Origin of the sequence: Pseudochelatococcus sp. G4_1912 (assembly GCF_047501465.1) — a bacterium.
GTDB lineage: Bacteria > Pseudomonadota > Alphaproteobacteria > Rhizobiales > Beijerinckiaceae > Pseudochelatococcus.
Window position 1 is genome coordinate 494,573 of sequence record NZ_JAZDRL010000001.1, and the last position, 25,240, is coordinate 519,812.

A 25,240-nucleotide genomic window follows, 5' to 3' on the forward strand; every position below is an offset into this window, starting at 1 on the left:
CGAAAACAGGACAAGGTCGCTCATCGAATATCCCGGAAATTCATGATCGTTGCACGCACGTAGTTCGGAACATTCAAGACTCCCTGCCAAGGCCGGCCGTAGGCACGGCCGATCAATATGACGTTTTGCGGGAGAAATGGGAATGCCGCATTTTCAACAGTCTCAGCATCGACCCTGATCTCATCAGCATGAATGATCTTATTGCAGGCCTCCCGCAGCAACAGGTCTTCGGTGACCGTCTCTGTCCGACCTTCCGTGGTCAGCGTCCCACAAATCAACGTAACCGGTACAAAGCTCAGCTCATCTTCATCGCGGCGCGGACCACTCATGTGATCGTCATGCGACCGGTTCATTACCGCTGTTCCAATTAAGAGATGGACAAGCTCATCTTCAACGAACTGATCACGCAAGCCGACGAGAAGATGATAACCATCATCCGGCAACAAAGCGAGGGCGCGGTCACCTATGACGAGGCTGAGCAACCGATAGACATCTTTCAGGACGGTATCGGCGTTAATGACGTAATTGTGTCGACCGATCCAAGCTCGTTGGACGGTAGCATTGCGCTCCACCGGAGCGCCTTCATTTCGAGTCGGTCGGCGGGCCATAGAGTACATTCCTATATGTTAATAAATGACATTATGACATGTAATCAGAGCCTTGGTGTCAATTGATTTGGCGGGTCGAGGGTTCAAATACCATCAATAGCAGTATTTATTTCATAGGCTGCGGATGGTCGATTGGCGGTGTCAGAGCGTGGACGTTGAGGCATCGGCGCCTTTCGCGTGGTGCAGGTAGTACATCTTCCTCCTGCTTTCCTCTGGATAATGTGACGTACAACTTCTCTCTGGCCCTGGTTGCTGGCAAAGGGCGTTCCCCCTTTTGAAATGCCAGGAATGCCAATGCCGGACGTTGCCCTATATGCCCGATACTCCTCCGATCTCCAGAGCTCGCAGTCGATTGACGATCAATTCAACCTTTGCCGTCAGTTCGCAGAACGTCAGGGGTGGAAGGTCGCCGGATACTATCGCGACGATGCCATCTCGGGCGCCAGTATCCGCGGTCGGGAGGGAATTATCCGATTGCTGGATGATGCGCGGGCAGGGCGGTTCGACACCTTGTGTGCCGAGGCACTCGACCGAATTTCTCGTGATCAGGAGGACATGACTCATATTTACAAGGCGCTTCGATTTCGGGGAGTTGTCCTGCATACGGTGGCCGAAGGACTAATCGACGAGATGCATATCGGCCTTAAGGGCACGATGAATGCACTGTTCCTCAGGGATCTGGCCGAGAAGACCAGACGAGGCCAACGCGGACGGATCGAGAAAGGCCGTTCAGGCGGAGGTCTCGCCTACGGCTATGACGTATCCAGTGATGGTGAAGGCGGTGCCGGAGGCCGCTGCATTAACGAGCAGCAGGCGATTGTCATTCGCCAAATCTTTGTAGCCTTTGCTAAGGGAGAGACTCCCAATGCTATTGCTGCTGCGCTGAATCGGGAAACCGTTCAGGGGCCGGGCGGGCATTCTTGGGGTGCCACCACCATTCGTGGGCATCGGGCGAGGGGGACCGGTATTCTCAACAACGCCCTTTATCGCGGAGAGCTTGTCTGGAACCGCCAGCGCTTCATCAAGGATCCAATCACCGGAAAGCGTCAGGTACGCCTAAATCCGGAGACGGAATGGGTCATAAAGGATGTTCCCCATCTGCGGATTATCGACGAAGTCTTATGGCAGGCAGTCAAGGACCGGCAACAGGGGGCAGAACGGCGTCATGGAGGTGTTCGTGACGGTGTCCGGAAATCCAGAGAAGCTCGGGATCTTGGCCTCAAGATGGCTCCCTCGAACCTCTATCGTCTCCTGACCTGTGCGCAATGCGGTGGCGAGTTCTGTAACGTCGGGAGGGATCGTTACGGCTGTGCGGAGCATTACCGGCGAAAGACCTGTGGCAGTGGCAAGACGGTCCAGCGAAGAGTGATGGAAGCAGCGGTCAGAGATATTCTTGCCGAGGCTGCCATGTTGATCACCCACCACGCGGACGCGTTGACCAACGACGAGCAGGTGAACGCCGATGAACAGAGCCGCCAGATACAAAAGGATCGATTGCAGCTTGAGAAGATTGACCGACGACTTCAGGGACTGATGTCCGCCATCGAGGATGGGCTATATACGCCAGCCTTGAAGACGCGCTTCCAGCAGCTCGAGGATCAAGCTGAAAGCCTGCGAGTGAGATTGCAGGTCAGTGGGCGGATACTGGCGCCTGCAAAACGGGAAGCAGGACACAAGTGGAGCGAATTGCGAACTCTGATTGCCAGATTGCAAGCGAGTGACACCGAGTATGATGTCCTGCAGTTCAAGCAAATGGTCGGAACGATCAACGTCATTCCCGGAACAGCTCGCAGCACTTCCAGGTTCTCGCCGGCGTGGCAGCTATTGAATAAAACCATGAAATAATAATAGCTGCCTGCCAATTTTCCCAGCTGCTCGTTCGTTCTCGTTAGTGAAACATACCGCCCATAGCCTGTGGCGTCGTGCGCATAGGGCCGCGACGTTTCAGGAGAACGATAATGACGCAACAGCAATCACTACCGCTGGCCGGAGGCATTCGTACATGGCTCAACGACGGTTCTTCGATGCCGCCCTGGGTTTGCGATCGAATAACGGAAGACAAGTCACCCAACGGATCTTTCCTGATCCCGACACCTCTCGGCACAACTCGCGTTCACGCTGGCCATGTTGTCATCGAACATGATGGCAAGTTGTGGTGCCGCAAACCGGAGGAGGTTCCTGAACTTCTGGCAGGTTTCACTGCCGAAATCGTTCCGGAAATCACGGCTATCGGCCCAGGGAAATCCGCTCAGTTTGGCACGAAAAGTAAAACCGGTTCTAGGGGAAAGCGGGGAAGCGAGCGGAAGATAGCTTTTGGCGCGCCGCGTGGCACCATGCCGAGTATCGAGTGGGTGCATGTAGCCGCACTGACGGTCGACAGTTCTTATCAGCGATCTATCGACAACGACGGATCGCGCCGCCTTATCGCTAGCATCGCCGCAAACTTCGATTGGCGGCTTTGTGCGCCTCTGGTGGTATCGCGGCGGCCTGACGGTTCAAAGGTAATCATCGACGGACAGCATCGCTGGGCTGCAGCGATGCGCCGGGGAGATTTGCCGCAGTTGCCTTGCTGTCTCTTCACCTACGGCAGTCCAGAGGACGAGGCACGTATGTTCATTGTTGCGAACAGGGCGCGTAAGGCGATGAACCGTATGGATGACTTCCACGCGGCTCTTGCTGCCGGCGATGAGGATGCCCTGGATATTCGACGGCTTGTGTCTGAGGCAGGATTGGCTATTGCCCGGAGCACTTCGTCAACCGCATGGAAGCCGGGAGATGTCACTTTTACGTCTTCGATTGCCACGGCGCTTCGCAGATATGGTGATGCAATCGTTTCCGCTGCTCTGACCTGCATGGGTGAAGCATACAAGGATGAACCACTTACATACGGCGCTTCGATTTTCGGTGCGCTTGTGCGTATTTTTGCCAATCCGCCAGAGGGTTTTGATTCTGACGAACTCGTACCAATACTGAGGCGATTCCCTATGGCGGAATTGGGCGAGATGGTCCGGAATCAAAAAGGAGGTGATGCCCGTGCGTTCGCATTGTCCAAAGCTGTCATTAAAGCGTTAAACAGGGCAGATGAGTGACTGTTTGACAATCATCTGCCGCGCTCAATGGGGAGCGCGGCAGACTGCATTTCAGGTGTTCAGGTGATTGTGCTTTCTCGAAATCAAAATGGTAGTCAAGACTTTCTGTCGTGCTGTAAAAAGGTGAACGTCATAATCGCAATCGGGTACATGGCTTGGAAGAGAAAACAGACATTATAACGACACGGCTTTCTGAAGCGGACGCTGCAGTGGTTAAGCGTGCAGCCGACCAATGCGGTCAGTCGCTGACCGAGTTTGTGCATACCTCCATTCTACGATTCGCAGACGACGTGATAAGTGGGCGTTTGATTATGATGACCACGGAGGAGTTTTCGGATTTTTGCTTGGGCTTATCTGAAGCAGCTGCTCCGGTTCCGGAAATGGTCGAACTGATAAATCGGTCAGCGCCTTGGGAACGAGACCGTGCTGCCGATAAGTGATTGGACTTCACTGGTTGCTCGCCCCTTGGTTTGAAGGCGAGATAGCTATGCTCGTGTTGCAAAAAGTTCGCCTTGCGGGATGACGATATCCTTGGAAGCCATTGTTAAATAATCTGAAATTGCGCGATTTAAACCTGCAACCATCTTTACTTGCTTGGAGCGCAAGTAAAGATGAAAGCTCGCCCCCGCAACCACCGATAACGACAAACCCGTAGCAGCCGCTACGGGTTTTGTCATTTTACCAGCCTTTCTAATAGCTTGCCGCTCGGTCCATTCGAGGATCGTCGCCAGATCGCCATGCAGCGCGGCGTAGAGTTCCCCCCGTTCCGGGCCGGGAGGCAGCACAATCTTCTCGATCAGGGCGCGCAAATCCTGCGACACTTCCTTCCGGTTCAGGGCCTTCGTCAGAGCGGCGACCTTCTTCGCTTAGCAGAATGTCCGGCGCGTCGGCAAGCAGGGTCGTCAACTCTCCTTTGCGCGCTTCCAGCCCGGTCATCTTGTCCTTCATCGACGGATGATACATGCCGTCCGCAATGGCCTCGACGATCTGCGCGATCTGCTTCTCGATCTTCACCAGTTCGGCCTTCCAGGAATCGCCGTTCGAGCGACGTTCCCGGTTCAGCCGGTTCGTCTCTTCCGCATAGGCGCGCATGGCGTCCTCGACGATCTCCGGCGCCATCATCAGGTCCTTCAGCCCGGCAAGCACACGCCGCTCCAAATCTTCGCGCGCAATGCCGCGGCTGTTACTGATATGATTCGAGCAGGCGAAGCGGTCAGCGCCGCGGAGCGAGTAGGGACCACCGCAGCAGCCGCAGAACACCAGCCCTGTTCGGATGCCGCGCGCCGTTCAGCTGGTTCTTCTTGTGATGCGCGCGTATGGCTTCGGTGACATTGGCGAACTTCTCGGCAATCTCGCCTTGCCGCTCACGGACGGCCTGCCAGAGTTCGTCGTCGACGATGCGCAGGTCGGGAACGTCCTTGACGATCTATTCCGATTCCGGGTTCAGCCGAGAGACGCACTTTCCCGTCGACGGGTCTTTGAGATAGCGCAGCCGGTTCCAGATCAGGTGGCCGACATAGAGTTCGTTGTTCACGAGGCCCGTGCCGCGCTTCACATGGCCGCGAATGGTAGTGTCGCTCCAGAGCCGACCTTCGGGGCCGGGGACGCCTTCCTCATTCAGCGTGCGGGCAATGGTGCGCGGGCCGATGCCTGCGGCAAACTCGCGGAAGATGCGCCGCACGACATTGGCCTCGGCTGCGTCGATCTCGCGCTCGCCTCGGATCGGATCGCCGCGCGCATCAAGCTGCTTCACGACCTTGTAGCCATAGCAAAGACCGCCGCCGTTCTTGCCTTCCTCGACACGGCCACGGATGCCGCGATGGGTCTTGGCCGCGAGGTCTTTGAGGAACAGCGCGTTCATCGTCTCCTTCAGGCCGACATGAAGCTCGCTGATCTCGCCCTCGGCCAGCGTGACGATGGGAACGCCGACGAACTTGAGGTGCTTGAACAGCGTCGCCACATCGGCCTGGTCGCGCGAGATGCGGTCCAGCGCCTCGGCCAGCACCATGTCGAACTGTCCGGCCTGCGCGTCCTGCAACAGCATCTGGATGCCGGGCTGCAGGATCATGCTCGCGCCGGAGATGCTGGCGTCCTTATAGGTGCCGACTACCTTCCACTTCTCACACTTCGCCTGTTCGCGGCAGATGCGGAACTGATCCTCAATGGACGCTTCGCTCTGGTTGTCGGAGGAATAGCGGGCATAGAGGGCAACGCGGGTCATGGCGGACTCCTTCATGCAACCTTGTCTAAGCGGCTTGACCGGATCAGCACATCGGCCGAAATGCCGAGATTGTCGTGCAGCTGCCGGATCATCTCGATGGACAGGCCGCGCTTGCGGTTCAGCACGTCCGCCACCCGGTTGCGCGGGCCGATCAACCGGGCGAGGGACCGGATGACTGCATCGGCGTGGGCAGGGTCGTTGCAGCCCGTTTCAGACGCGGCCTAAGGTCCAAAGACCTCGATGCTGATCCTGTCGTGTTTGAGTGCCATCGTCTCCAAAAGTCCTTGCCCGGAAGGGGTAGGGACCATCGAGGAACCGTTTGGCAGCAGAAGATAAAGACTCGCATTGTAGCCGTGCGGCACATAGGATACTGTAGAATAAAACAGGGACGGTCCGCAATCGGGAGACTATCACGCCATGGAGGTTGACAGGGAGAAGATCGACGATGTGATTCCCGCGCTGCTTTACCTGACACTCGACCGTGACGGCCGCGCATGGAAGGGTTTCGACTGGAGCGCTATGAACCGGCTGCATGAGAAGGGCTTCATCGGCGATCCGGTCAACAAAGCGAAATCCGTCCGGCTGATCGACGAAGGGATCGTGCGGTCGGAGAGGCTCTTCCGCGAAATGTTCGCGGTTAAACGTGGAGGCGGAGCGCGTCGGCGTGATGTCGGCGAATGATCTTTTGGCAGATGGCCGGGGGTGGCGGCTATTCGGGACGAAGCTGACGGTTGCCATCGGCAAGCTTCCAGCCGAGAAAGGCTAGGCAGGCACACTGGCGAGAGGCAGAAAATGGCAGAGATCCAGATCAGGGCATTCATTGCATCGCTAATCGGATTTGGTCTTCCCCCATGGGGTGATCCGGTTGGAATGTTAGTGCATGCTTGGCCTGCTGGCCACCGCTGGTGTTGAAGCCGGTCCGTCCTGGCTCCCACCGCCGCGATCCACTCCCGTAATGCCTTGGCGATGAACTCCGGGCCGTTGTCAGAACGAATATGCGCCGGGACGCCGCGCAGGATGAACAGGTCGGAAAGCACGTCGATGACATCGACGGCCTTCAGCTTTCTCTCGACCCTGATGGCAATGCATTCGCGGGTGAACTCGTCGATAACGTTGAGCATGCGGATTTTCCTGCCATTGTGTGTGCGATCCTCGACGAAGTCGTAGGACCAGACATGATTGGGGCATTCCGGCCGAAGCCGGACACACGAGCTGTCGTTCAACCACAGCCGACCGCGTTTGGGTTGCCTGTGCGGCACCTTCAGCCCCTCCCGCCGCCAGATGCGTGACCCGCTTGACGTTCACGATCCAGCCAGCCTGGTGCAGCATCGGCAGTGATGCGGCGATAGCCATAGCGGCCATACTGGAAAGCGAGCGCCGTGATGTCGGCGGTCAATTCCGCTTCATCATCCGGGGGCTTGGCGATCTTGCGCTGCATCGAACGATGCTGCCCGAAAACCCGGCAGGCCCGTCTCTCGGGCACGCCCAGTTCCTCGATGACATGATCCACGCAGGCGCGGCGGCGGGCAGGGCTTAGAAGTTTCCCTTGGCGGCCTCCGCCAAAATCATCTTGTCCAGCATGAGATCGGAAACCGCACGCCGGAGCCGGGTATTCTCTGCTTCCAGTTCTTTCAGCCGCTTGACCTGGTCGCCCTTCAAACCGCCGTATTCAGACCGCCACCGGTAGTATGTAACTTCCGTCACGCCTATCGACCGGATCGCCTCCGCCATCGATTTTCCCTGCCATTTCAATATACTTCCTCGGCTCAATAGCCATACTTCAAGAAGGATCACTTTTCAGGGGGAAGACCACGCTTCATGTTCCAGTCCTTAGGGGCCATAGCGAGATTCAATATGGATAATACCTGGAGGCAAGGTCATTTTTACTGAACGCTTGTCTTTGTCTCGGTACCGGTTCCTACTTTTAAGGCGCCTGATTTTGCGCCTTTGATAGGTTTTCCTTTTGGCACCAAGGCTATCATTACACCTAGCGCAACAAGGCCAACAATCAGGCTGCTAAAGAAAATGGCCTGGATCCCGAATTGATGGGAGACAAATCCACCACCTGCGCCGGCAATAAAAGAGCCTACAGCCGCAATCAAATAATAAGTGCCAATAGCTGTTCCGCGCACATCTTCATGTACATAATCTGTCACCAAAGAGACAAACATATTATGCACAATACCCAGTTGAATACCCCAGATGAGCACTCCAACAAAGAAGATGGGCAGTCCGGATGCTGAATACATGCACAAGTCGGAGACCACTAATGCAACCGTTCCAAAAACCATAACAGTCTTGCGGCCATATTTATCAGCCAGAACACCACATGGATAGGATGAGAAGCTATAAGTTAAATTGTAAAGCGTCATGATCAAGGGCGCATAAGTCTTTTCGAGCCCAAAATTATCATAAGAATATAAAACCATAAGGCTTTCGCCGAATCTAGCGGACATGAATATTAAAACAATAACCATTAATGTCCAGTAATTCCTCCCCAACGACATGAAGTCAGCCATACGTATTGGGCGGCGGGATTTTTTTAGCCTGACAATTTTTCCGTCATTGTCGATATGGGTTTTAGGTTCTTTGACATATAAAGCCAATAGGATAAAAGCAATAAAGGCTGGAATTGAGGCGATCCAAAACACCTGTTTGAAATTATCAGCCGTATACCACATAGCCAAAAAGCCAAGGATACTGCCCATAAAAGACCCTGCAGTGCCCAAGGATCTCATCAGACCGAAGCTTGCCGCACGCTGCGTGGCCGGTGCAACGTCACCAACCAAGGCATCTCTCGGTGACGCTTGAATACCATTACCAATTCGCTCAAGAAAGCGAGCCGTAAACACATTGAAGAAATTAGTCGATGTGGCCATTATTGGTTTACTAACAATAGCCATGAAGTATCCGATCAGCATAATTGGCCTACGACGTCGAAAATAGTCGCTAATTACGCCTGAAAATAGCTTCATAATAAAAGATAAAGCTTCCGCACTTCCTTCTAAAAGTCCAATGAGTCTTATATCCACTCCTAAGGAAGTGTTTAGATATAAAGCTGACAAGCTATAAATAACAACAGTTGAGGCGTTAATCAGACACATAACGAGTCCGATTACCCAAACGGTTGTGGGAATGGCTTTTTTAGTTGTTGGTGCGTTTTTCATAGAACTAATTAAAAAAATTCTGGTGCTGACAGGAATTTAAGGGAGAATAACCTAAGTAACAATTGAGAGACATGCTAAACGTATCCGACTTCTGATAAGGCTACGGCAGGGAGTCGCCTTTGCGAAGGCTCATATAACCCAAAGACAAGAGCCGATGCAAATGCAAGGTAATTTTGGCATTGCCTCCCAGTATTTTTCTGCTGACGCCTTTTCTGCGAAGCAATTTAACTTTCTTTTGCATGTATTCAGCATCCAGACCCCCATCTTCTTTGTTGGAGTGCTCACCTGGGGTATTCAACTGGGTATTGCTTATAATATGCTTGTCTCTTTGGTGGCAGATTATGCACATGAAGATGTGTGCGGAACAGCTATTGGCACTTATTATTTGATTGCGGCTGTATGGTTTTCCCCCTGAAAAGTGATCCTTCTTGAAGTATGGCTATTGAGCCGAGGAAGTATATTGAAATGGCAGGGAAAAGAGACAAGGCATAAGAGATCGTCACGAAGCTGCGTCAGGTTGACGTGCTGAATGCGCAGGGAAAATCGATGGCGGAGGTGATCCGGTCGATAGGCGTGACGGAAGTTACATACTACCGGTGGCGGTCTGAATACGGCGGTTTGAAGGGCGACCAGGTCAAGCGGCTGAAAGAACTGGAAGCAGAGAATACCCGGCTCCGGCGTGCGGTTTCCGATCTCATGCTGGACAAGATGATTTTGGCGGAGGCCGCCAAGGGAAACTTCTAAGCCCCGCCCGCCGCCGCGCCTGCGTGGATCATGTCATCGAGGAACTGGGCGTGCCCGAGAGACGGGCCTGCCGGGTTTTCGGGCAGCATCGTTCGATGCAGCGCAAGATCGCCAAGACCCCGGATGATGAAGCGGAATTGACCGCCGACATCACGGCGCTCGCTTTCCAGTATGGCCGCTATGGCTATCGCCGCATCACTGCCGATGCTGCACCAGGCTGGCTGGATCGTGAACGTCAAGCGGGTCGAACGCATCTGGCGGCGGGAGGGGCTGAAGGTGCCGCACAGGCAACCCAAACGCGGTCGGCTGTGGTTGAACGACAGCTCGTGTGTCCGGCTTCGACCGGAATGCCCCAATCATGTCTGGTCCTACGACTTCGTCGAGGATCGCACACACAATGGCAGGAAAATCCGCATGCTCAATGTTATCGACGAGTTCACCCGCGAATGCATTGCCATCAGGGTTGAGAGAAAGCTGAAGGCCGTCGATGTCATCGACGTGCTTTCCGACCTGTTCATCCTGCGCGGCGTCCCGGCGCATATTCGTTCTGACAACGGCCCGGAGTTCATCGCCAAGGCATTACGGGAGTGGATCGCGGCGGTGGGAGCCAGGACGGACCGGCTTCAACACCAGCGGTGGCCAGCAGGCCAAGCATGCACTAATATTCCAACCGGATCACCCCATGGGGGCAGACCATAAGAGAAAAATCGAAGATGGAGGGGTTTTCGATCTGGCGAGCTTCAGAAGCAGCTTTGGGCAGTGGGATGGTGCCAAGCTCGATAAGCCAGTGTATGATCACTTGGCCGATCGTCCGGCCGATCCTGTCAGCAATGGCTTTGATCACTGGATCCTGGAGCATGTGGTTTGCGCGTCCGAGCGGGCTCCAGGATCGGTGACGATGCCATGGGCTTTGTTGAAGGCGCGTTGTTCAGCCTGCGGAAAATAGGGGTGCAGTTCGACCTGGTTGACGCAGAGGGCGACACCCGTCTCGCTCATGAGTTTTTCCAGATGCGCCGGCAGGAAGTTGCAGACACCGATGGAGCGTACGAACCCGCGTCTGCACGCCTCGATCAGTGCGCGCAACGCTTCGACATAAAGGCCTTTGCTGGGATTGGGCCAGTGGACGAGGTAGAGGTCGTAATAGTCAAGCTGCGCCCGATATAGCGATTCTTCGATCGTAGCGAGGGCCTCGTCATGGTGCTGGTGCCGGCCGGGCAGTTTGGAGGTTTGCTCGCGGGGCTCCTGCCTGCCGGATGGCTTCGCCGAGGGCACCTTCGTTCTTGTAGTTGAAGGCGGAATCGAGCAGGCGGTATCCGTTGCAGATCGCGCTCGCCATAGCCGCAACGCCGTCGGAACCGTTGAGCCTGTAGGTGACGAAAACGATCTGTGGCAAGGTGGCGTTGTCATTCAGGACGACGTTGAGAATCTGGATCTTGGACATGATATCGCTTACCTCGATCATCGGGTTTGCTGGATTGCACGGCGATGGTTGATTATGGCTGCCCTTCTGTGCGGGTGCTTACCAGTCATACTCGCGGTCTGGGTCCGCTTTCACTTCTGCTAACGCTTAATGCGCACCGATACGGCCAAGCCAGACGCCGATGCCGAACACGATGGCACCACCAATGGGAACCTGGACGATGGTGTTGAGAAGCTTGCCGCCCATGAAGCGGTAACGGATGAAAGCGATGGCGACGAGCTAGCAGACGACGACCGTATAGGCGGTATTTAGTGCCAGACGGAGATCTGGAATCAGAAACGGAAACGTGTGAAGCATGCCGCCGATTCCGGTCGCGATGCCAGTGATCGCGCCGCACCGCAATGGCCCGCCGCGGCCCGTTACGCTGCAGGAAGGATGCTCTATGGGACAAATTCTACACGGCGGCGCCACAACGATAGAGGCAACCCGTCGAGCGATACAAAATAGTCAAGAGAGCCTGATGGTTTTGGCGAAGCGTTTTGGGATCAATCCGAAGACGGTTGCCAAGTGGAAGAAACGCACCCCGGTTGCCGATCTGCCCACGGACCCGAAAGCGCCAAGATCAACGGTTCTCACGATCGAGGAAGAGGCAATGATTGTCGCCTTCCGCCAGCATACTCTCTTGCTGCTGGATGATTGTCTCTATGCTCTGCAGCCAACGATCCCGCATCTGACGCGGTCATCCTTACACCGCTGTCTGCAGCGCCACGGGATCAGTCAGCTGCCGGAAGTGGCCAGTGACAAGGAGCCGAAGCGGAAATTCAAAACTTACCCCATCGGCTACTTCCACATCGATATTGCTGAAGTCAGAACGGCTGAAGGCAAGCTATACCTTTACGTGGCGAGTGACCGCACATCGAAATTTGCGTTCGTTCAACTTGTTACCAAGACCGGCAGCCTCGGCTTTTCTGGACGCACTGATCAAGGCCGTGCCTTACAAAATCCACACGGTGCTGACCGACAACGGTATCCAGTTTACCTTCCCGCCGCGCTACGCTGATGGCGCGACGGCCCGGTATATGACCCACATGTTCGACATGCGCTGCCAGGAAAACGGCATCGAGCACCGTCTCACAAAGATCAAGCATCCCTGGACCAACGAGCAGGTCGAGCGGATGAATTGTACGATCAAGGAGGCGACCGTCAAACGTTACCATTATGACAGCCACGCCCAACTGACGGCCCATCTCCACGACTTCATCGATGCCTATAATTACGGCTGTCGCCTCAAGACACTTAAGGGCCTTACGCCCTATGAATACATCTGTAAAATCTGGATATCCGAGCCAGAAAAATTCATAATTGATCCAATCCAGAAAATGCCGGAGCTAAACACCTAGATCGCATCTCAAGCCGATAGGCGGCAAGGGCAAGGAGGAGCGCCACGACGGCGAGAGAGGCGCCGATCCAGGGAAGCTGGGCATAGGCTACGCCCGCCGTCAGGCCGAGGCCGCCGATCCATGCGCCCACCGCGTTGCCGAGGTTGAAGGCGCCCTGATTGAGCGTCGAGGCGAGGTTTGGCGCCTGCGCGGCTTCATTGATGACACGCGTCTGCAACGGCGAGATAAGCGCGAAGGAGACGACGCCCCAGGCGAGCAGTGTCGCAGCAGCCGGCGTCGCATTCGCGCTTGTCACAGCGAAGATACACAATACCGGCACCAGCAGGGCGAGGAGACCGATCACCGAGGGTATTAGCTTCCAGTCGGCCAGCCTGCCGCCGAGGAAATTGCCCGCCGTTAGACCAAGGCCAAAAAGGAGCAGCATCAACGTCACGCCGCGCGGCGAGATGTGCGTCACATGCTCCAGGATCGGTGTGATATAGGTGAAGACGCTGAACAGGCTTGCCGAGGACACCACGCTGATCGCCATGGCGAGGATCACCTGCACATGTCCGAGGGAGCGGGCTTCTCGTGCGAGGTCCATCGGTGCGATCGGCAGGCGACGCGGCAGCCAGGCATAGAGTGCGGCAGCAGCAAGGACGCCAATCCCCGCGACGATGAAGAAGGTCTTGCGCCAGCCGAACACCTCGCCGATGGCCGTGCCGAAAGGCACACCGAGAACATTCGCGAGCGTCAGCCCCGCAAACATCATGGCGATCGCCTGAGCCTTGCGCTGCGGAGCGACGATAGCAGCGGCGACAACCGCGCCGAGCCCGAAGAAGGCGCCGTGACAGAGCGCGGTCAATATTCGCGCGCCCATCAGCAGCGCGTAGCTTGGCGCCAAGGCACAGGCGAGATTGCCCAGGATGAAGATTGCCATCAGCGACAGCAAGGCGCGCCGACGGTCGAAGCGCGCTGTCGCGATCGCAAGAAACGGCGATCCGAAGGCAACACTCAGTGCGTAGCCGGTGACCAGAAGCCCGGCTCGTGGTATCGATATGCCGAGATCGGCGGCGACGGAAGGCAACAGACCCATAACCACATATTCGGTGGTCCCGATGCCGAAGGACGCGGTCGCAAGGGATAGTAACGCAAGGCGCCAAGACGATGCATCCGCGGTCCTTTTATGGTGTCTGATTGGTTCGATCGTTGTCATGAGCTTGAACGGAGTCTTTCTTAAAACACCGGACCGCATCCGATCGAATGCTGGACGTCTCGGTGACGTCATTAAGCCTAAGTCTTTCTGGATTATGAGGGAAATGAATTGATTGACTGAAATTCATTCGTTTTTAGAATAGTCGGATAAGCTCTCTTCACCGTGGATCTCACGAACGAGGTCCAACCACGCCTTCGCGGCGCCCGAAAGATATGCGTCGCGACGCCAGGTCATCGCCATCACCCATTCAGCGCCCGGCTCGTCCAGAGAGACGTGGCGGATCGTGGTGTTGCGTCGCTGGGTGGCGATCATACGCGGCAGAAATGTGACGCCAAGGCCTGCGCTGACCAGTTCGATCATGAAATCGATCTGGCTGCTGCGCGCGACGACATTGGCCTCGAAGCCGGCGCAGCGGCTGGCGTCGATGATAACGCGATGCAGGGCAAAACCGCTCTCGAACAGGATGAAAGGCACGTCCTTAAGGTCAATGAGCGAAACCGATCGCCGCGTCGCCAGCGGATGGTTCGAGGGCAGCAGCGCCACCAACGGCTCGCGCCGGACTGTCTGCCAGTCGAATTCTTCCGAGGTCGGCAACAGGGCGCCGGCGAAGTCGATCTCGCCGGCGCGAAGGCTTTCCGCGAGTTGGGTGCTTCCGTACTCGATCAACCTGACCTCGATGCCCGGATAGCGCTGGCGGTAGACCGCGAATAGCGGTGCAAACAGCGTGCTGCTGCCGACGGGCGGCAGGCCAAGTCGCAAAGTGCCGCGTTTGAGCCCCCGGATTTCGTCGAGTTCTGCCAGCAGGTCATCACGATCGGCGAGCAGCTTGACGCCGCGGCGATAGACCGCCTCGCCGGCGGCGGTGAGCACGCTGCGATGACCGATTCGGTCGAGCAGAGGCACGCCAACTTCATCTTCAAGCTGTTTGACTGCCTTGCTGACTGTCGACTGCGTGACGAAGACCGTCTTGGCCGCCTGGGAAAAACCGCCCTGGCGAACCACCTCGACGAAGGCGCATAGCGGTCGGAACTCCATGACCAGTCCTTTTCCGAAGTGAAATTAGTCCATCAATTCATTTCCATCATAATCTGCGACAGTATAACTTGTCGAGAAAGAGGTTTTTGATGTGCGCATCTAAGAATTGCAGGGATCATTTATCGCAAGGAGTTGCTTTGGCCCACGTTCTGGTCGCCTCCGCCCTTGCGCGCGGCGCTTTTTTGGGTGCCCGCGCCCATCTGATCGGCGAAACGGAGGATGCGGTCGCCGGCCTCGCGACTGTGCTCATCGAACACGAAAGGCCTGCCTGATGTTGGCAAGATCGGAATTCCCCAGATTGCTCGGACGATTGCACAAGGCTTGGCGCGACGCTGCCGCTTCTGCGGTTGCCGCCGCGATTGCCTGGATCCTTGCAGTCTGGCTTTTCGGGCATCCTCATCCACTTTTCGCCGCCGTCAGCGCCATCGTCTGTCTCTCGCCGGGCCTGCCGAGCCATGGCAGGCAGGCGGTAGGGCTGATGCTTGGTGTGGCGACCGGTATCGTTGTCGGCGAACTGGCCCTGCTGCCGCCGCAAATCATGCTGGTTCCCGAAGAGCTCTCGCTGCTGCGGCTGACGCTCGCGACTTTCTTCTCTATGCTCGTCGCGGCCTCGTTCGGCCAACCAGCGGTGGTGCCTATCCAGGCCGGTGTTTCCGCGGTTCTCGTGCTCGCGCTTGGTCCTGAAAATGCCGGCTTGACCCGGATGGAGGATGTTGCCATCGGGGTGACTGTCGGTCTCTTTTTCAGCCAGGTGCTGCTGACTCCAGACCCGGTTGGTGAGATCGATACGGCTGCGGACGACTTGCTGCGGCAGCTCGCCAAAGCCTTTAATGAAGCAGCCGATGGCCTGCGGACGAGTGACGTTCGGAAGGCCGAGGTAGCGCTAAGATCGTTCTTGACGGCGCATGATGCGCTGATTGCTCTTGGCGCTGGTATCGACGCAGCGCGCTATGCTGCCCGCTGGTCGCTCAGGGGACGGTTGGCGGCGCGCAGTGTCGCCGACACCGCCGCCCGGTATGACCGGCGCGCCATTCGCCTTTACGCGTCCTCGCTGCTGTTCGCCGAAGCGCTCGCCAATGCTCTTCGCAAGGGCGCAGCACCTGTGCCGGAGGGATTGGCGGAGACTATTTTCGATGCTGCGGCACGATGTGCCGTGCTCGCCGGCACTCAGTCTGCGTCCGCGTCAGCCACGGCGGCGGTCAAGGCTAATCCGCCGACAAATGTCGAATGGCACGACACGCTGCTGCATCTGCGCGCGATTTTCGACGTTATTACCAGCTTGGAAGAGATCGTCCGCTTACGGCCTTCCGAGCCGCAAACGCCCGCCTACGATGAAGGCCGGACACAAAACTGAGCGATAGAACCGGTCGTCAACGTGCGGCCGCTAAAAAGGAGAAAGACGATGGCCTACCAGACGATCAATCCTTACACCGGTGAAACCCTGGCGACGTTCGAGGATGCGACAGACGACGAGGTCAAGGCCGCGATCGCGGCCGCTCACGATGCCTTCCTACGCTGGCGGGAGATGCCGTTCGCCGAGCGCGCCAAAATTCTGCAGAATGCCGCCAATATCCTGCGTCGCGACGTCGATAGCTACGCCAGGCTTCTGACGCTGGAAATGGGTAAGCTCGTCAGTGAGGCGAAGGCTGAGGTCGAGCTCTCGGCCAGGATCTTCGAATATTACGTCCGCAACGCAGAGAGCCTGCTCAAGCCGGAGAAGCTGCCGGTTCTCGATCCGGCGGAAGGCGAGGCGATCCTCGTTCACGAGCCGCTCGGCGTGCTGCTGGCGATCGAGCCGTGGAACTTCCCTTACTACCAGATCGCCCGCATCCTCGCGCCGCAGCTATCTGCCGGTAACACGCTGCTGTTGAAGCATGCATCCAACGTGCCGCAGAGCGCCGCCGCCTTCGAAAAGCTGATGCGGGATGCGGGCCTGCCGGAAGGTGCGTTCCGGAACCTCTATGCTACTCGCTCGCAGATCGAGCTAATCATCAACGACGATCGCGTTCACGGCGTTGCGCTGACCGGTTCCGAGGGCGCCGGCTCGGTTGTCGCGTCACAGGCGGGCAAGGCGCTCAAGAAGTCGACCATGGAACTCGGCGGCGCCGACGCCTTCGTGGTCCTCGCCGACGCTGATCTGGAGAAGACGGCCAAATGGGCTGTGTTCGGCCGCCACTGGAATGGCGGCCAGGTGTGCTGCTCCTCCAAGCGCCTGATCGTCGTCGATCCGGTCTATGACGCCTTCCTCGACCGTTACCGCAAAGGCGTGGCCGGTCTCGTCGCCGGCGACCCCTTCGACCCGAAGACGACGCTCGCCCCCCTGTCGTCGGAAAAGGCAGCGTCCGACATCAAGGAGCAGATCCGTACGGCGGTGGCGCATGGCGCCAAGGCCGAAGAGGTCGGGCCGGCCGTGCCCAATCGGGGCGCCTTCGTCCAGCCGACCATCCTGACGGATATCGGCGAGGACAATCCGGCGCGCTACTGGGAGTTCTTCGGACCTGTCTCGCTATTGTTCCGGGCGAAGGACGAGAACGATGCCGTGCGCATCGCCAATGATTCCCCCTTTGGCCTTGGCGGCTCGGTCTTCACCTCGGATACCGCCCATGGCGCAGAGGTCGCCCGGCGGATCTCGACCGGCATGGTGTTCGTGAACCATCCGACCAAGGTGGAGGCCGACCTGCCGTTCGGCGGCATCCGCCGCTCCGGTTATGGCCGAGAACTGATCGGCCTTGGCCTCAAGGAATTCGTCAATCACAAGCTGATCGACGTCGTCGACATCGATTCACACTTCTGAGCTTCCGACCGGCAGTAGAGGCTTCGCACCGCCGGCAAGATAAGACCACGGCTTGGGATCATGCTATAAAACTCTAAAGGAGACATCTGCCATGTCAGTAAAGGACAAATCCATTCTGATCACCGGCGCCAGCCAGGGCATCGGACGGGGCATCGCTCTGCGGCTGGCTAAGGACGGCGCTAATCTCGCCCTCGTCGATATCAAGGCTGACAATCTCGAAAACGTCCGCAAGGAAATCGAGGTGCTGGGGGTGAAGGCCACGACCTTCATTGCCGATGTCAGCAAGCGCGACGAGGTTTACGCTGCGATCGACCATGCCGAGAAGGAGCTCGGCGGCTTCGACGTGATCGTCAACAATGCCGGTATTGCCCAGGTCAAACCGCTGTCGGAGGTCGAGCCTGAGGATCTCGAGCGCATTTTCCGGGTCAATGTCGACAGCGTGGTCTGGGGCATCCAGGCGGCGGCGAAGAAGTTCCAGACGCGCAAGCAGAAGGGCAAGATCATTAACGCCTCCTCGATCGCAGGGCATGACGGCTTCGCCATGCTCGGGGTCTACTCCGCCACCAAGTTCGCGGTCCGCGCCCTGACCCAGGCAGCCGCCAAGGAATACGCCAGCCATGGCATCACCGTGAATGCCTACTGCCCGGGCATCGTCGGCACCGACATGTGGGTCGAGATCGACGAGCGCTTCTCGGAGATCACCGGCGCACCCAAGGGCGAGACCTACAAGAAATACGTCGATGGCATCGCGCTCGGCCGCGCCCAGACGCCTGCGGATGTTGCGGCGCTTGTCGCCTTCCTCGCCAGCGACGACTCCGACTACATCACCGGTCAGGCGATCCTGACCGATGGCGGCATCGTCTATCGCTGAGGCCGACGGCTGAGCTCTGATGCATGGCATGACGCAGGACGACGTCGGGGTTGCGTTCGCCAGAACGGGCGACTTCGACATCGTGCTGCTGCCGTGCCGGATGAAGGGAGACAGCCTGTGCAAGCAGAACGATTGAAGATCCTGGAAAAGGCAATCGCAGGCCTTGAACCAGGTGAGTTCCATTTTCCTGAGATCTATGGGCCCGGATGGAGCGAGCTCTATGTCGGTGACAAGGTGAAGTTGGGCCGTGACTTCATGAATCTCGTCCGCAAAGGTCGGTTTGCGGGCGTGAGCGATACGGGGACGAAGAAAGTGGGCGGACGCGTCTACCTCAAGCGCGCGTAAGGGGCGAAACGGCCATCGCTCGAAGCACAGCGTAAGAAAGGACAAGGACCATGACTACGAAGACGATCGCGGACTTCCTCGCCGAGACCCTCGCCGGCATTGGCGTCGAGCGCATCTGGGGCGTGACCGGCGACAGCCTGAATGGCCTCAACGACAGCCTCCGCCGTCTCGGCGGCATCCGCTGGATGCACACGCGCCATGAGGAGGTCGCCGCTTTCGCCGCAGGTGGGGAGGCGGCTGTCACCGGAAAGCTCGCCGTCTGTGCCGGCAGTTGTGGCCCCGGCAATCTCCATCTCATCAACGGGCTCTACGACTGCCATCGCAATCACGTCCCCGTACTCGCCATCGCGGCTCATATCCCGTCCTCGGAGGTCGGTCTCAACTATTTCCAGGAGACGCATCCGCAGGAACTCTTCCGCGAGTGCAGCCATTATGTCGAACTGGTCTCCAGCGCCGAGCAGTTTCCCCGCGTGCTTGATACCGCCATCCGCACCGCGATCGGCAAGCGCGGCGTCTCCGTCCTCGTGATTCCCGGCGATGTCGCGCTGAAGCCGATGCCGGCCGGCGCGCGGATCGACCTAAGCGCGGTGAAGCCGCCCGTCATCCGCCCGGCCGATGAGGATATCGACCGGCTGGTCGCTCTGCTCGATTCCTCCGCCGCCGTGACGCTTCTCTGCGGCAGCGGCTGCGCCGGCGCCCATGACGAGGTCGTCGCGCTCGCCGATGCGCTCGGCGCGCCCGTCGTCCATGCGCTGCGCGGCAAGGAACATGTCGAGTGGGACAATCCGTTCGATGTCGGCATGACCGGCCTGATCGGCTTCTCGTCCGGCTACCACGCGATGCTGAACTGCGACACGCTGATCATGCTCGGCACCGACTTTCCCTATCGCAACTTCTATCCCGACAAGGCCAAGGTCGTGCAGGTCGACACGCGCGCCGAGGCGATCGGCCGCCGCGCGCCGGTTGATCTAGGCCTCATCGGGGATGTCCGCGCCACGATTTCCGCGATCCTGCCGCGCCTTGCCAAGCGCACTGACCGGACCTTCCTCGAACGCGCCAGGGCCCATTATGCCGAGGCCCGCGCCGGGCTCGACGACCTGGCGCGGCCGAAAGCCGGCGATCCGCGCATTCACGCGCAGCATCTGAACCGCCTGCTCAGCGAGTTCGCCGATGACGACGCGATCTTCACCGCCGATGTCGGCACGCCGACGGTATGGGCGGCGCGCTATCTGGCGATGAACGGCAAACGCCGCCTCGTCGGCTCGTTCAACCACGGCTCGATGGCCAACGCGATGCCGCAGGCGCTCGGCGCGCAGGCCGCGTTCCCGGGCCGGCAGGTGATCTCGCTTTCCGGCGATGGCGGCTTCTCGATGCTGATGGGCGACGTGCTGTCGCTGCGGCAGCTCAAGCTGCCGGTTAAGCTGGTCGTGCTCAACAACGGGTCGCTCGGCTTCGTCGCCATGGAGATGAAGGCGGCGGGCTATCTCGACACCGGCACGGATCTCGACAATCCGAACTTCGCGGCCATGGCAGAGGCGATCGGCATTCGCGGCATCCGCGTCGAGGATCCGGCGGCGCTCGAAGACAGCGTCAAGGCGGCGCTCGCCCACGACGGACCGGTGCTACTCGACGTCGTCGCCGCCAGGCAGGAACTGGCGATGCCGCCCAAGATCCAGCTCGAACAGGCCAAGGGATTCAGCCTGTTCCTGCTGAAGGCGATCATCAACGGCAGGGGTGACGAGGTCATCGAACTGGCCAGAACCAACCTGAGGCGCTGAGAAGGGGACTGCACCATGAGCCAGACAACGCGTATCGAGCCGGCCTTCCTCTTCGATCTCGACGGCACCCTTGTCGACAGCGTCTATCAGCATGTGCTGGCGTGGAAGGAGGCGCTCGACGCCGAAGGCATCGCGCTTTCAGTCTGGCGCATCCATCGCCGGATCGGGATGAGCGGAGGCCTGTTCACCAACCAATTGCTACGCGAGACGGGCCTGGACATAGACGCCGACCGCGTTGAGAGGTTGCGCCGGCACCACGTCGCTGCCTATCGGCGCCTCGGCGATCGTATCCATCCGCTGCCCGGCGCACGCGAACTGCTCGACTGGCTGACCAATGCCGGTGTTCCCTGGGCGATCGCCACCAGCGGACGAATGGAAACGGCCGCCGTCAACCTCGCCGCGCTAGGCGTCGATCCGGAGCGGACGCCCGTCGTGACCCGCGACCAGGTCAAATATGCCAAGCCCGATCCAGACCTGTTCGTCGCTGCGGCCAACCGCCTCCAAACGCCGATCGAAACAGCGATGGTTATCGGCGACAGCATCTGGGACATGCTGGCGGCGACACGCTGCCGTGCACTCGGCGTAGGCCTTCTCAGCGGTGGGTACGGGCCGGAAGAGCTGCGCGATGCCGGCGCCATTCGTGTCTATGAGGATCCCGCCGATCTTTTGCGGCACATCGATGAGGTTGGCGGTCGGCGGTGAATTCGCAAGCGCAGTCACGTCTATCATGGTCGTGCTTCCGTGTGCGATCCAACGGTCGTGTCAGGATTGTGTGACCGCGATCTCGGTAGAGATAGGATCCTCAGCCAGATTCTGAACAATGCTTGTGATGTCAATCTGCCCCGACGTCACTTCCAAAACGATCCTCCAGATAGTCAACAAGCATCCGGACACGCCTGCTTTGCCAACGGCCGGGGGAAATGACAGCATAAAGGTTGTAGAGATTGTGCTCCGCCAGTTCATATTCCTCAAGTACAGGGATCAGTCGCCCGGTTGCGACGTCTGCGGCGATATCGATGCTGGACTTGAGCACGACACCCGCTCCAGCGATCGCCCAATTGCGCAGCGTCGCACCTTCGTTCGCGGTCCGATCTCCCGAGACACGCACGCCGAATTCCTTGTTTCCCTCCTGGAAATGCCAGATCGACTGGGGTGCATCCGGTCGTGCCAGCACCATGCAGTTGTGTTTGTGCAGGTCATGCGGATGAGATGGTTTTCCCCTCCTTGTCCAATAGTCGGGGGAAGCACAAACCTGGCGGGTCCCACGCATCAGCAGCCTGCTATCGGGTCGCGACTCGCCGAAGGGGCCCATGCGCAAGGCCACATCGAATCCCCCGTCGGTGAGATCGATGACGGAATCGGTCAGGAAAAGCGCGATGCGAATTTCCGGATGATATTTGATGAAGCTGTCAATCACGGGCGCCAGGCTGTTGCGGCCAAAGTCGTTTGTGGCGGTCACGCGGATGTCGCCACGCAATGGTCCCCGATCGGAAAGCGAGTCCATCGCCTCCTGGATCTCCACCAGAATGCGCCGGCAGTCGGCGAGAAAGCGCTCCCCCTCCGGGGTCAGCGAAAGACGGCGTGTGGTTCGTGTCGCCAGCACTACCCCCACCATCTCTTCCAGCCGCTGCAAGCCAAGCGTCGCCACCGAAGGCGCAATGGCCAGGGCGCGCGCGGCAGCGGCCAGACTGCCATGGTCGGCAATCGAGACAAACAGGCGGAAGAGGCTGATCTGGTCCATTATTGTCTCAGAGCGAATGATGCCTTGTCAATTTTTTGAATTATTCATAGTATAACAAATGATAAGTGTCCACCCGCGCGTGATATTCGGGCGTTTAATTGAACTACGCCCCTGGTCGCGAGCGGTTTGGTTCGGAAGAACGCCGATCGTCAACTTGCAGAACCTCTGAAGAACTTGTGTCAGGAGTCTCCTCATGTCTTATTCCTTTTCCCAACGGCGTGTGCTGATCGTGGGTGGCAGTTCCGGTATCGGTGAAGCCGCCGCAAAAGCTTTTGCCGAGGCTGGCGCTCAGGTGGTCATCGCTTCCCGCAGCCAGGATCGACTCGATGCGGCATCCCGCCGGATAGGTGCTGATGTGGAGACTGCTGTGCTCGACACCACGGACGATGCGGCGGTCGAGGCTTATTTTGCCCGCTCCGGCAGCTTCGATCACGTCGTGGTCAGCGCCGCCAAAACTCCCGGAGGATTGGTCAGGAGCCTTCCTCTACCGGACGCCTATAGCGCAATGGATAGCAAGTTCTGGGGAGCGTACCGGGTTGCGCGAGCTGTATCAATCCGCGAGCGCGGCAGCCTGACCTTCATTTCCGGATTTCTCAGCGTCCGGCCCGGCGAATGGGTATTGCAGGGATCGATCAATGCAGCGCTCGAGGCTCTTGCCCGTGGCCTGGCATTGGAGTTGGCGCCGCAAAAGGTGCGTGTCAACGCGGTTTCACCCGGTATGATCGCGACGCCGCTGTGGGGTGGCCTGCCTGATGCGGATCGCGAGGCGATGTACGAACACGCCGCGGCGACGCTGCCAGCTCGTACCATGGGCCGGCCCGAGGACATCGCGAATGCCATTCTGTACCTGGCGTCCACGCCTTACGCGACGGGTTCGACGGTGCTTGTGGATGGTGGTGCCGCGATCGCATGAGTATGTGCGCCATCAAACGCCCTGAGTTCGGGCAAAGAGTGATCGACGTCACGACCAATAGCGGCACGCCTCTGGCGATCTGGGCCCTGGCGTTGGGCACCTTCGGGATCGGCGTCACCGAGTTCGTCATCGCGGGACTGTTGCCGTTGGCGGCAGAGGAGTTTGGCGTTTCCGTCTCAGCCGCCGGGAATCTGGCCACGAGCTATGCGCTGGGCGTGTTCATCGGTGCGCCTGCCGTGGTCATGCTCGGCAACCGCCTTCCGCGCAAGACCCTGATGCTGTTGCTGATGGCGGTGTTCGTGCTCGGCAATCTCCTGACGGCCGCGGCGCCAAGCTTCGGCTGGGCAATCGCGGGCCGCGTGGTAACCTCCCTGACGCATGGCGCGTTCATCGGTGTCGGTGCGATCATTGCGAGCGCCCTGGTAGCGCCGCCGCGCCGCGCCAGCGCCATTGCCTTGATGTTCACGGGGATGACCCTGGCCAACCTTGCCGGCATTCCCGCCGGCACGTGGCTGGGTCACGCGGTTTCATGGCGCGCGACCTTCTGCGCGGTCGCCGCAGTGGGCATACTGACCTTGATCGCTCTCCTGGCGTGGCTGCCGAATGACGGGGCGCGCCGCAACCCGCCTCGGCAGGCGCCCGAGTTGGCGGCGTTCGTGGATAGGGGCGTGCTGCTGGCGATGGCGATCACCGTGCTCGGGCCGGCGGCGTTCTTCACATCGCTGACCTATATCGCGCCGATGATGCGTGAGGTCGCGGGCTTTGATGAAAGCGGTGTGACGTTCACCCTGTTTCTGTTCGGTCTGGGCCTGTTCATCGGGAACCTCGTCGGAGGCCGGCTGGCTGACCGCGCGCTCATGCCGGTGTTGTATGTCACTCTAGCCGGTCAGGCACTGGTGCTGTTTGCCTTCTATTTCCTGGCCGATAGCCGCGCCGCCTCGTCGATCTGCGTATTCCTCATGGCAGCCTTTGGCTTTGCCAGCGTTTCACCGATCCAGAAGCTCGTGATGGACAAGGCCAGCACCGCCGGAGCGCCCAACCTGGCCTCCGCGGTCAATATCGGTATGTTTAATCTCGGGAACGCAATCGGCGCCGCTTTAGGCGGATTGGTGATCGCAAACGGGTTTGGGCTAGCTTCGCCAAATGGCGTCGCAGCACTTCTGTCGACGGCTGCACTGGCAGTTGCGCTCTGGCTCGGTCGAGTGGCCCGTTTACAATCCCGTTCGAGGGGACACAGCGCCGTTTCTATCGGGGCAGACATGCTTTCGGACAAGTATTGAGGTTCGCATGACTATGGCTTCCACACGCTCTCCATTGCTGATGCGGATCGCAGATACGCTCCTAGCTGTCCTTGGCCTGATCCTTGCTGCCGGAGGCGGCTATCTGATCGCGTTGAGAGGGGCATGGTTTTATCTGTTTGCCGGCGTGGCGATAGCAGGCGTCGGAGCGGGATTGTGGCGCGCCCGCGCATGGGCCTTATGGCTGGCGCTAGCGCTGCTGGCTACCAGCGCGGTTTGGGCCTACAGCGAGGTCGGCGGAGAAAGCCGGGCGGCAATAGGGCTCAAATCGTCCGGCGTGTTGGCCCTTGTGATGCTGGTCGCTCTGGTGGGCATCTTTGCCGGTATGTTCCATCCGCGTCCGCTGGTGGTCGCCCTTGATGCCGCAAGCGGCAAGGAGAAGTGGCGTTATGATCTCCAGCCGAGGATTACAGAGAGTACCAGGGGCTGGAAATGCTGCCGTGGCGTCGGTTACGCTGATCTTAACAAACTAGATGTCGCATCGGCTGATCTGTCCGCGCCTGCGGGCGGGGCTGGAGCCGTCCCGGCGGCAGAGTTTCTGACGGCCTGCCGCCGGGCTTGGTAAGTGCGTTCCTGAGGTTCGGAGGCCTCGGGCCCACGCCAACATTGATTGAAGGAGTA

At 58.7% G+C, this 25,240-nt stretch carries 28 protein-coding genes and 4 pseudogenes; 17 read left to right on the plus strand and 15 right to left on the minus strand.

Annotation, left to right across the window (positions count from 1 at the left end; translation table 11 throughout):
• Nucleotides 1-20: 20 nt before the first annotated feature.
• Nucleotides 21-608 carry a hypothetical protein gene (locus VRZ32_RS02325; protein ID WP_414523831.1) on the minus strand — a complete coding sequence of 196 codons (588 nt, stop codon included), beginning with the start codon at nucleotides 606-608 and terminating at the stop codon, nucleotides 21-23.
• 294 nt (nucleotides 609-902) lie between these two features.
• On the opposite strand from VRZ32_RS02325, the gene VRZ32_RS02330 reads away from it, so the two are divergent.
• The 3 genes from VRZ32_RS02330 (at nucleotide 903) to VRZ32_RS02340 (ending at nucleotide 4,137) form a co-directional block, all read left to right on the plus strand.
• Nucleotides 903-2,453, plus strand: a complete 1,551-nt coding sequence (locus VRZ32_RS02330; protein WP_414523833.1) for a recombinase family protein — start codon at nucleotides 903-905, stop codon at nucleotides 2,451-2,453.
• A 113-nt stretch (nucleotides 2,454-2,566) separates the two neighbouring features.
• Nucleotides 2,567-3,697 (plus strand): DUF6551 family protein, encoded by a 1,131-nt coding sequence (locus VRZ32_RS02335; protein ID WP_414523835.1) that lies wholly within the window; start codon nucleotides 2,567-2,569, stop codon nucleotides 3,695-3,697.
• 155 nt (nucleotides 3,698-3,852) lie between these two features.
• Nucleotides 3,853-4,137 (plus strand): DUF1778 domain-containing protein, encoded by a 285-nt coding sequence (locus VRZ32_RS02340; protein WP_414523836.1) that lies wholly within the window; start codon nucleotides 3,853-3,855, stop codon nucleotides 4,135-4,137.
• Between the two features lie 45 nt (nucleotides 4,138-4,182).
• On the opposite strand, the gene VRZ32_RS02345 is transcribed toward VRZ32_RS02340, so the two are convergent.
• From VRZ32_RS02345 to VRZ32_RS02365, 5 genes and pseudogenes are all read right to left on the minus strand, one after another.
• Nucleotides 4,183-4,374: a hypothetical protein gene (locus tag VRZ32_RS02345; protein ID WP_414523837.1), complete on the minus strand. Its 192-nt coding sequence runs from the start codon at nucleotides 4,372-4,374 to the stop codon at nucleotides 4,183-4,185.
• A 13-nt stretch (nucleotides 4,375-4,387) separates the two neighbouring features.
• Nucleotides 4,388-4,843: a hypothetical protein gene (locus VRZ32_RS02350; RefSeq protein ID WP_414525073.1), complete on the minus strand. Its 456-nt coding sequence runs from the start codon at nucleotides 4,841-4,843 to the stop codon at nucleotides 4,388-4,390.
• 45 nt (nucleotides 4,844-4,888) lie between these two features.
• A pseudogene (locus VRZ32_RS02355) lies at nucleotides 4,889-4,957 on the minus strand (hypothetical protein); the annotation flags it as partial.
• Nucleotides 4,958-5,123: 166 nt separating this feature from the next.
• A complete protein-coding gene (locus VRZ32_RS02360; RefSeq protein WP_414523839.1) occupies nucleotides 5,124-5,918 on the minus strand; it encodes a recombinase family protein in 795 nt (264 codons plus the stop codon).
• Between the two features lie 11 nt (nucleotides 5,919-5,929).
• Nucleotides 5,930-6,073, minus strand: coding sequence for a hypothetical protein (locus tag VRZ32_RS02365; protein WP_414523841.1), 144 nt, complete (start codon nucleotides 6,071-6,073; stop codon nucleotides 5,930-5,932).
• Nucleotides 6,074-6,335: 262 nt separating this feature from the next.
• Between VRZ32_RS02365 and VRZ32_RS02370 the strand changes: the two genes are divergently transcribed.
• Nucleotides 6,336-6,599 carry a DUF6429 family protein gene (locus tag VRZ32_RS02370; RefSeq protein ID WP_414523842.1) on the plus strand — a complete coding sequence of 88 codons (264 nt, stop codon included), beginning with the start codon at nucleotides 6,336-6,338 and terminating at the stop codon, nucleotides 6,597-6,599.
• 239 nt (nucleotides 6,600-6,838) lie between these two features.
• Here the strand turns inward: VRZ32_RS02370 and VRZ32_RS02375 are convergent.
• Both VRZ32_RS02375 and VRZ32_RS02380 read right to left on the minus strand, forming a co-directional pair.
• Nucleotides 6,839-7,712 (minus strand): annotated as a pseudogene (locus VRZ32_RS02375) (IS3 family transposase); the annotation flags it as partial.
• Between the two features lie 89 nt (nucleotides 7,713-7,801).
• On the minus strand, nucleotides 7,802-9,085 hold the full coding sequence (locus VRZ32_RS02380; RefSeq protein WP_414523844.1) for an MFS transporter: 1,284 nt from the start codon (nucleotides 9,083-9,085) through the stop codon (nucleotides 7,802-7,804).
• A gap of 160 nt (nucleotides 9,086-9,245) precedes the next feature.
• On the opposite strand from VRZ32_RS02380, the gene VRZ32_RS02385 reads away from it, so the two are divergent.
• Nucleotides 9,246-9,500: a hypothetical protein gene (locus VRZ32_RS02385; RefSeq protein WP_414523846.1), complete on the plus strand. Its 255-nt coding sequence runs from the start codon at nucleotides 9,246-9,248 to the stop codon at nucleotides 9,498-9,500.
• A gap of 80 nt (nucleotides 9,501-9,580) precedes the next feature.
• Nucleotides 9,581-10,444, plus strand: a pseudogene (locus VRZ32_RS02390) (IS3 family transposase); the annotation flags it as partial.
• A gap of 43 nt (nucleotides 10,445-10,487) precedes the next feature.
• On the opposite strand, the gene VRZ32_RS02395 reads toward VRZ32_RS02390, so the two are convergent.
• The 3 genes from VRZ32_RS02395 to VRZ32_RS02405 are packed head-to-tail and all read right to left on the minus strand — an operon-like array spanning nucleotide 10,488 to nucleotide 11,291.
• Nucleotides 10,488-10,688, minus strand: coding sequence for a hypothetical protein (locus VRZ32_RS02395; protein WP_414525074.1), 201 nt, complete (start codon nucleotides 10,686-10,688; stop codon nucleotides 10,488-10,490).
• Nucleotides 10,670-11,101 carry an aldo/keto reductase gene (locus VRZ32_RS02400; RefSeq protein WP_414523847.1) on the minus strand — a complete coding sequence of 144 codons (432 nt, stop codon included), beginning with the start codon at nucleotides 11,099-11,101 and terminating at the stop codon, nucleotides 10,670-10,672. The genes VRZ32_RS02395 and VRZ32_RS02400 overlap by 19 nt, the downstream gene beginning before the upstream one ends.
• On the minus strand, nucleotides 11,022-11,291 hold the full coding sequence (locus VRZ32_RS02405; protein WP_414523848.1) for a hypothetical protein: 270 nt from the start codon (nucleotides 11,289-11,291) through the stop codon (nucleotides 11,022-11,024). Before VRZ32_RS02405 ends, VRZ32_RS02400 begins: the two co-directional genes overlap by 80 nt.
• 108 nt (nucleotides 11,292-11,399) lie before the next feature.
• On the opposite strand from VRZ32_RS02405, the gene VRZ32_RS02410 reads away from it, so the two are divergent.
• Both VRZ32_RS02410 and VRZ32_RS02415 read left to right on the plus strand, forming a co-directional pair.
• Nucleotides 11,400-11,561, plus strand: a complete 162-nt coding sequence (locus VRZ32_RS02410; protein WP_414523850.1) for a hypothetical protein — start codon at nucleotides 11,400-11,402, stop codon at nucleotides 11,559-11,561.
• Between the two features lie 130 nt (nucleotides 11,562-11,691).
• Nucleotides 11,692-12,649: pseudogene (locus tag VRZ32_RS02415) on the plus strand (IS481 family transposase).
• Here the strand turns inward: VRZ32_RS02415 and VRZ32_RS02420 are convergent.
• The 3 genes from VRZ32_RS02420 to VRZ32_RS02430 form a co-directional block, all read right to left on the minus strand.
• Nucleotides 12,606-13,844, minus strand: a complete 1,239-nt coding sequence (locus VRZ32_RS02420; protein ID WP_414523851.1) for an MFS transporter — start codon at nucleotides 13,842-13,844, stop codon at nucleotides 12,606-12,608. The pseudogene VRZ32_RS02415 and the gene VRZ32_RS02420 overlap by 44 nt on opposite strands.
• Nucleotides 13,845-13,967: 123 nt before the next feature.
• Complete coding sequence (locus VRZ32_RS02425) at nucleotides 13,968-14,879, minus strand: LysR family transcriptional regulator (protein ID WP_414523852.1); 912 nt, start codon at nucleotides 14,877-14,879, stop codon at nucleotides 13,968-13,970.
• 119 nt (nucleotides 14,880-14,998) lie between these two features.
• Nucleotides 14,999-15,136, minus strand: coding sequence for a hypothetical protein (locus tag VRZ32_RS02430; RefSeq protein WP_414523854.1), 138 nt, complete (start codon nucleotides 15,134-15,136; stop codon nucleotides 14,999-15,001).
• Nucleotides 15,137-15,177: 41 nt separating this feature from the next.
• On the opposite strand from VRZ32_RS02430, the gene VRZ32_RS02435 reads away from it, so the two are divergent.
• The 6 genes from VRZ32_RS02435 to VRZ32_RS02460 all read left to right on the plus strand — a co-directional run bounded on the left by VRZ32_RS02435 (nucleotide 15,178) and on the right by VRZ32_RS02460 (nucleotide 21,369).
• Nucleotides 15,178-16,233 carry an FUSC family protein gene (locus tag VRZ32_RS02435; RefSeq protein ID WP_414523856.1) on the plus strand — a complete coding sequence of 352 codons (1,056 nt, stop codon included), beginning with the start codon at nucleotides 15,178-15,180 and terminating at the stop codon, nucleotides 16,231-16,233.
• Nucleotides 16,234-16,281: 48 nt separating this feature from the next.
• A complete protein-coding gene (locus tag VRZ32_RS02440) occupies nucleotides 16,282-17,673 on the plus strand; it encodes an NAD-dependent succinate-semialdehyde dehydrogenase (protein ID WP_414523858.1) in 1,392 nt (463 codons plus the stop codon).
• A gap of 91 nt (nucleotides 17,674-17,764) precedes the next feature.
• Nucleotides 17,765-18,544, plus strand: coding sequence for an acetoin reductase (locus VRZ32_RS02445; protein WP_414523859.1), 780 nt, complete (start codon nucleotides 17,765-17,767; stop codon nucleotides 18,542-18,544).
• Between the two features lie 117 nt (nucleotides 18,545-18,661).
• Nucleotides 18,662-18,889 carry a DUF1413 domain-containing protein gene (locus tag VRZ32_RS02450; RefSeq protein ID WP_414523860.1) on the plus strand — a complete coding sequence of 76 codons (228 nt, stop codon included), beginning with the start codon at nucleotides 18,662-18,664 and terminating at the stop codon, nucleotides 18,887-18,889.
• A 50-nt stretch (nucleotides 18,890-18,939) separates the two neighbouring features.
• Nucleotides 18,940-20,667, plus strand: coding sequence for a ubiquinone-dependent pyruvate dehydrogenase (gene poxB, locus VRZ32_RS02455; protein ID WP_414523862.1), 1,728 nt, complete (start codon nucleotides 18,940-18,942; stop codon nucleotides 20,665-20,667).
• A 15-nt stretch (nucleotides 20,668-20,682) separates the two neighbouring features.
• Nucleotides 20,683-21,369: an HAD family hydrolase gene (locus VRZ32_RS02460; RefSeq protein WP_414523864.1), complete on the plus strand. Its 687-nt coding sequence runs from the start codon at nucleotides 20,683-20,685 to the stop codon at nucleotides 21,367-21,369.
• A 130-nt stretch (nucleotides 21,370-21,499) separates the two neighbouring features.
• On the opposite strand, the gene VRZ32_RS02465 is transcribed toward VRZ32_RS02460, so the two are convergent.
• Nucleotides 21,500-22,408, minus strand: a complete 909-nt coding sequence (locus VRZ32_RS02465) for a LysR substrate-binding domain-containing protein (RefSeq protein WP_414523866.1) — start codon at nucleotides 22,406-22,408, stop codon at nucleotides 21,500-21,502.
• Nucleotides 22,409-22,601: 193 nt separating this feature from the next.
• On the opposite strand from VRZ32_RS02465, the gene VRZ32_RS02470 reads away from it, so the two are divergent.
• From VRZ32_RS02470 to VRZ32_RS02480, 3 genes are read left to right on the plus strand one after another with little or no spacing between them, the layout of a single operon-like run.
• Entirely contained in the window at nucleotides 22,602-23,321 is a 720-nt protein-coding gene (locus VRZ32_RS02470) for an SDR family oxidoreductase (protein WP_414523867.1), read from the plus strand.
• Between the two features lie 38 nt (nucleotides 23,322-23,359).
• The gene (locus tag VRZ32_RS02475) at nucleotides 23,360-24,601 is read left to right on the plus strand and encodes an MFS transporter (protein ID WP_414523868.1); all 1,242 of its coding nucleotides are present in this window, start codon (nucleotides 23,360-23,362) and stop codon (nucleotides 24,599-24,601) included.
• A gap of 7 nt (nucleotides 24,602-24,608) precedes the next feature.
• Nucleotides 24,609-25,184 carry a hypothetical protein gene (locus VRZ32_RS02480; protein ID WP_414523870.1) on the plus strand — a complete coding sequence of 192 codons (576 nt, stop codon included), beginning with the start codon at nucleotides 24,609-24,611 and terminating at the stop codon, nucleotides 25,182-25,184.
• Nucleotides 25,185-25,240: the final 56 nt, after the last annotated feature.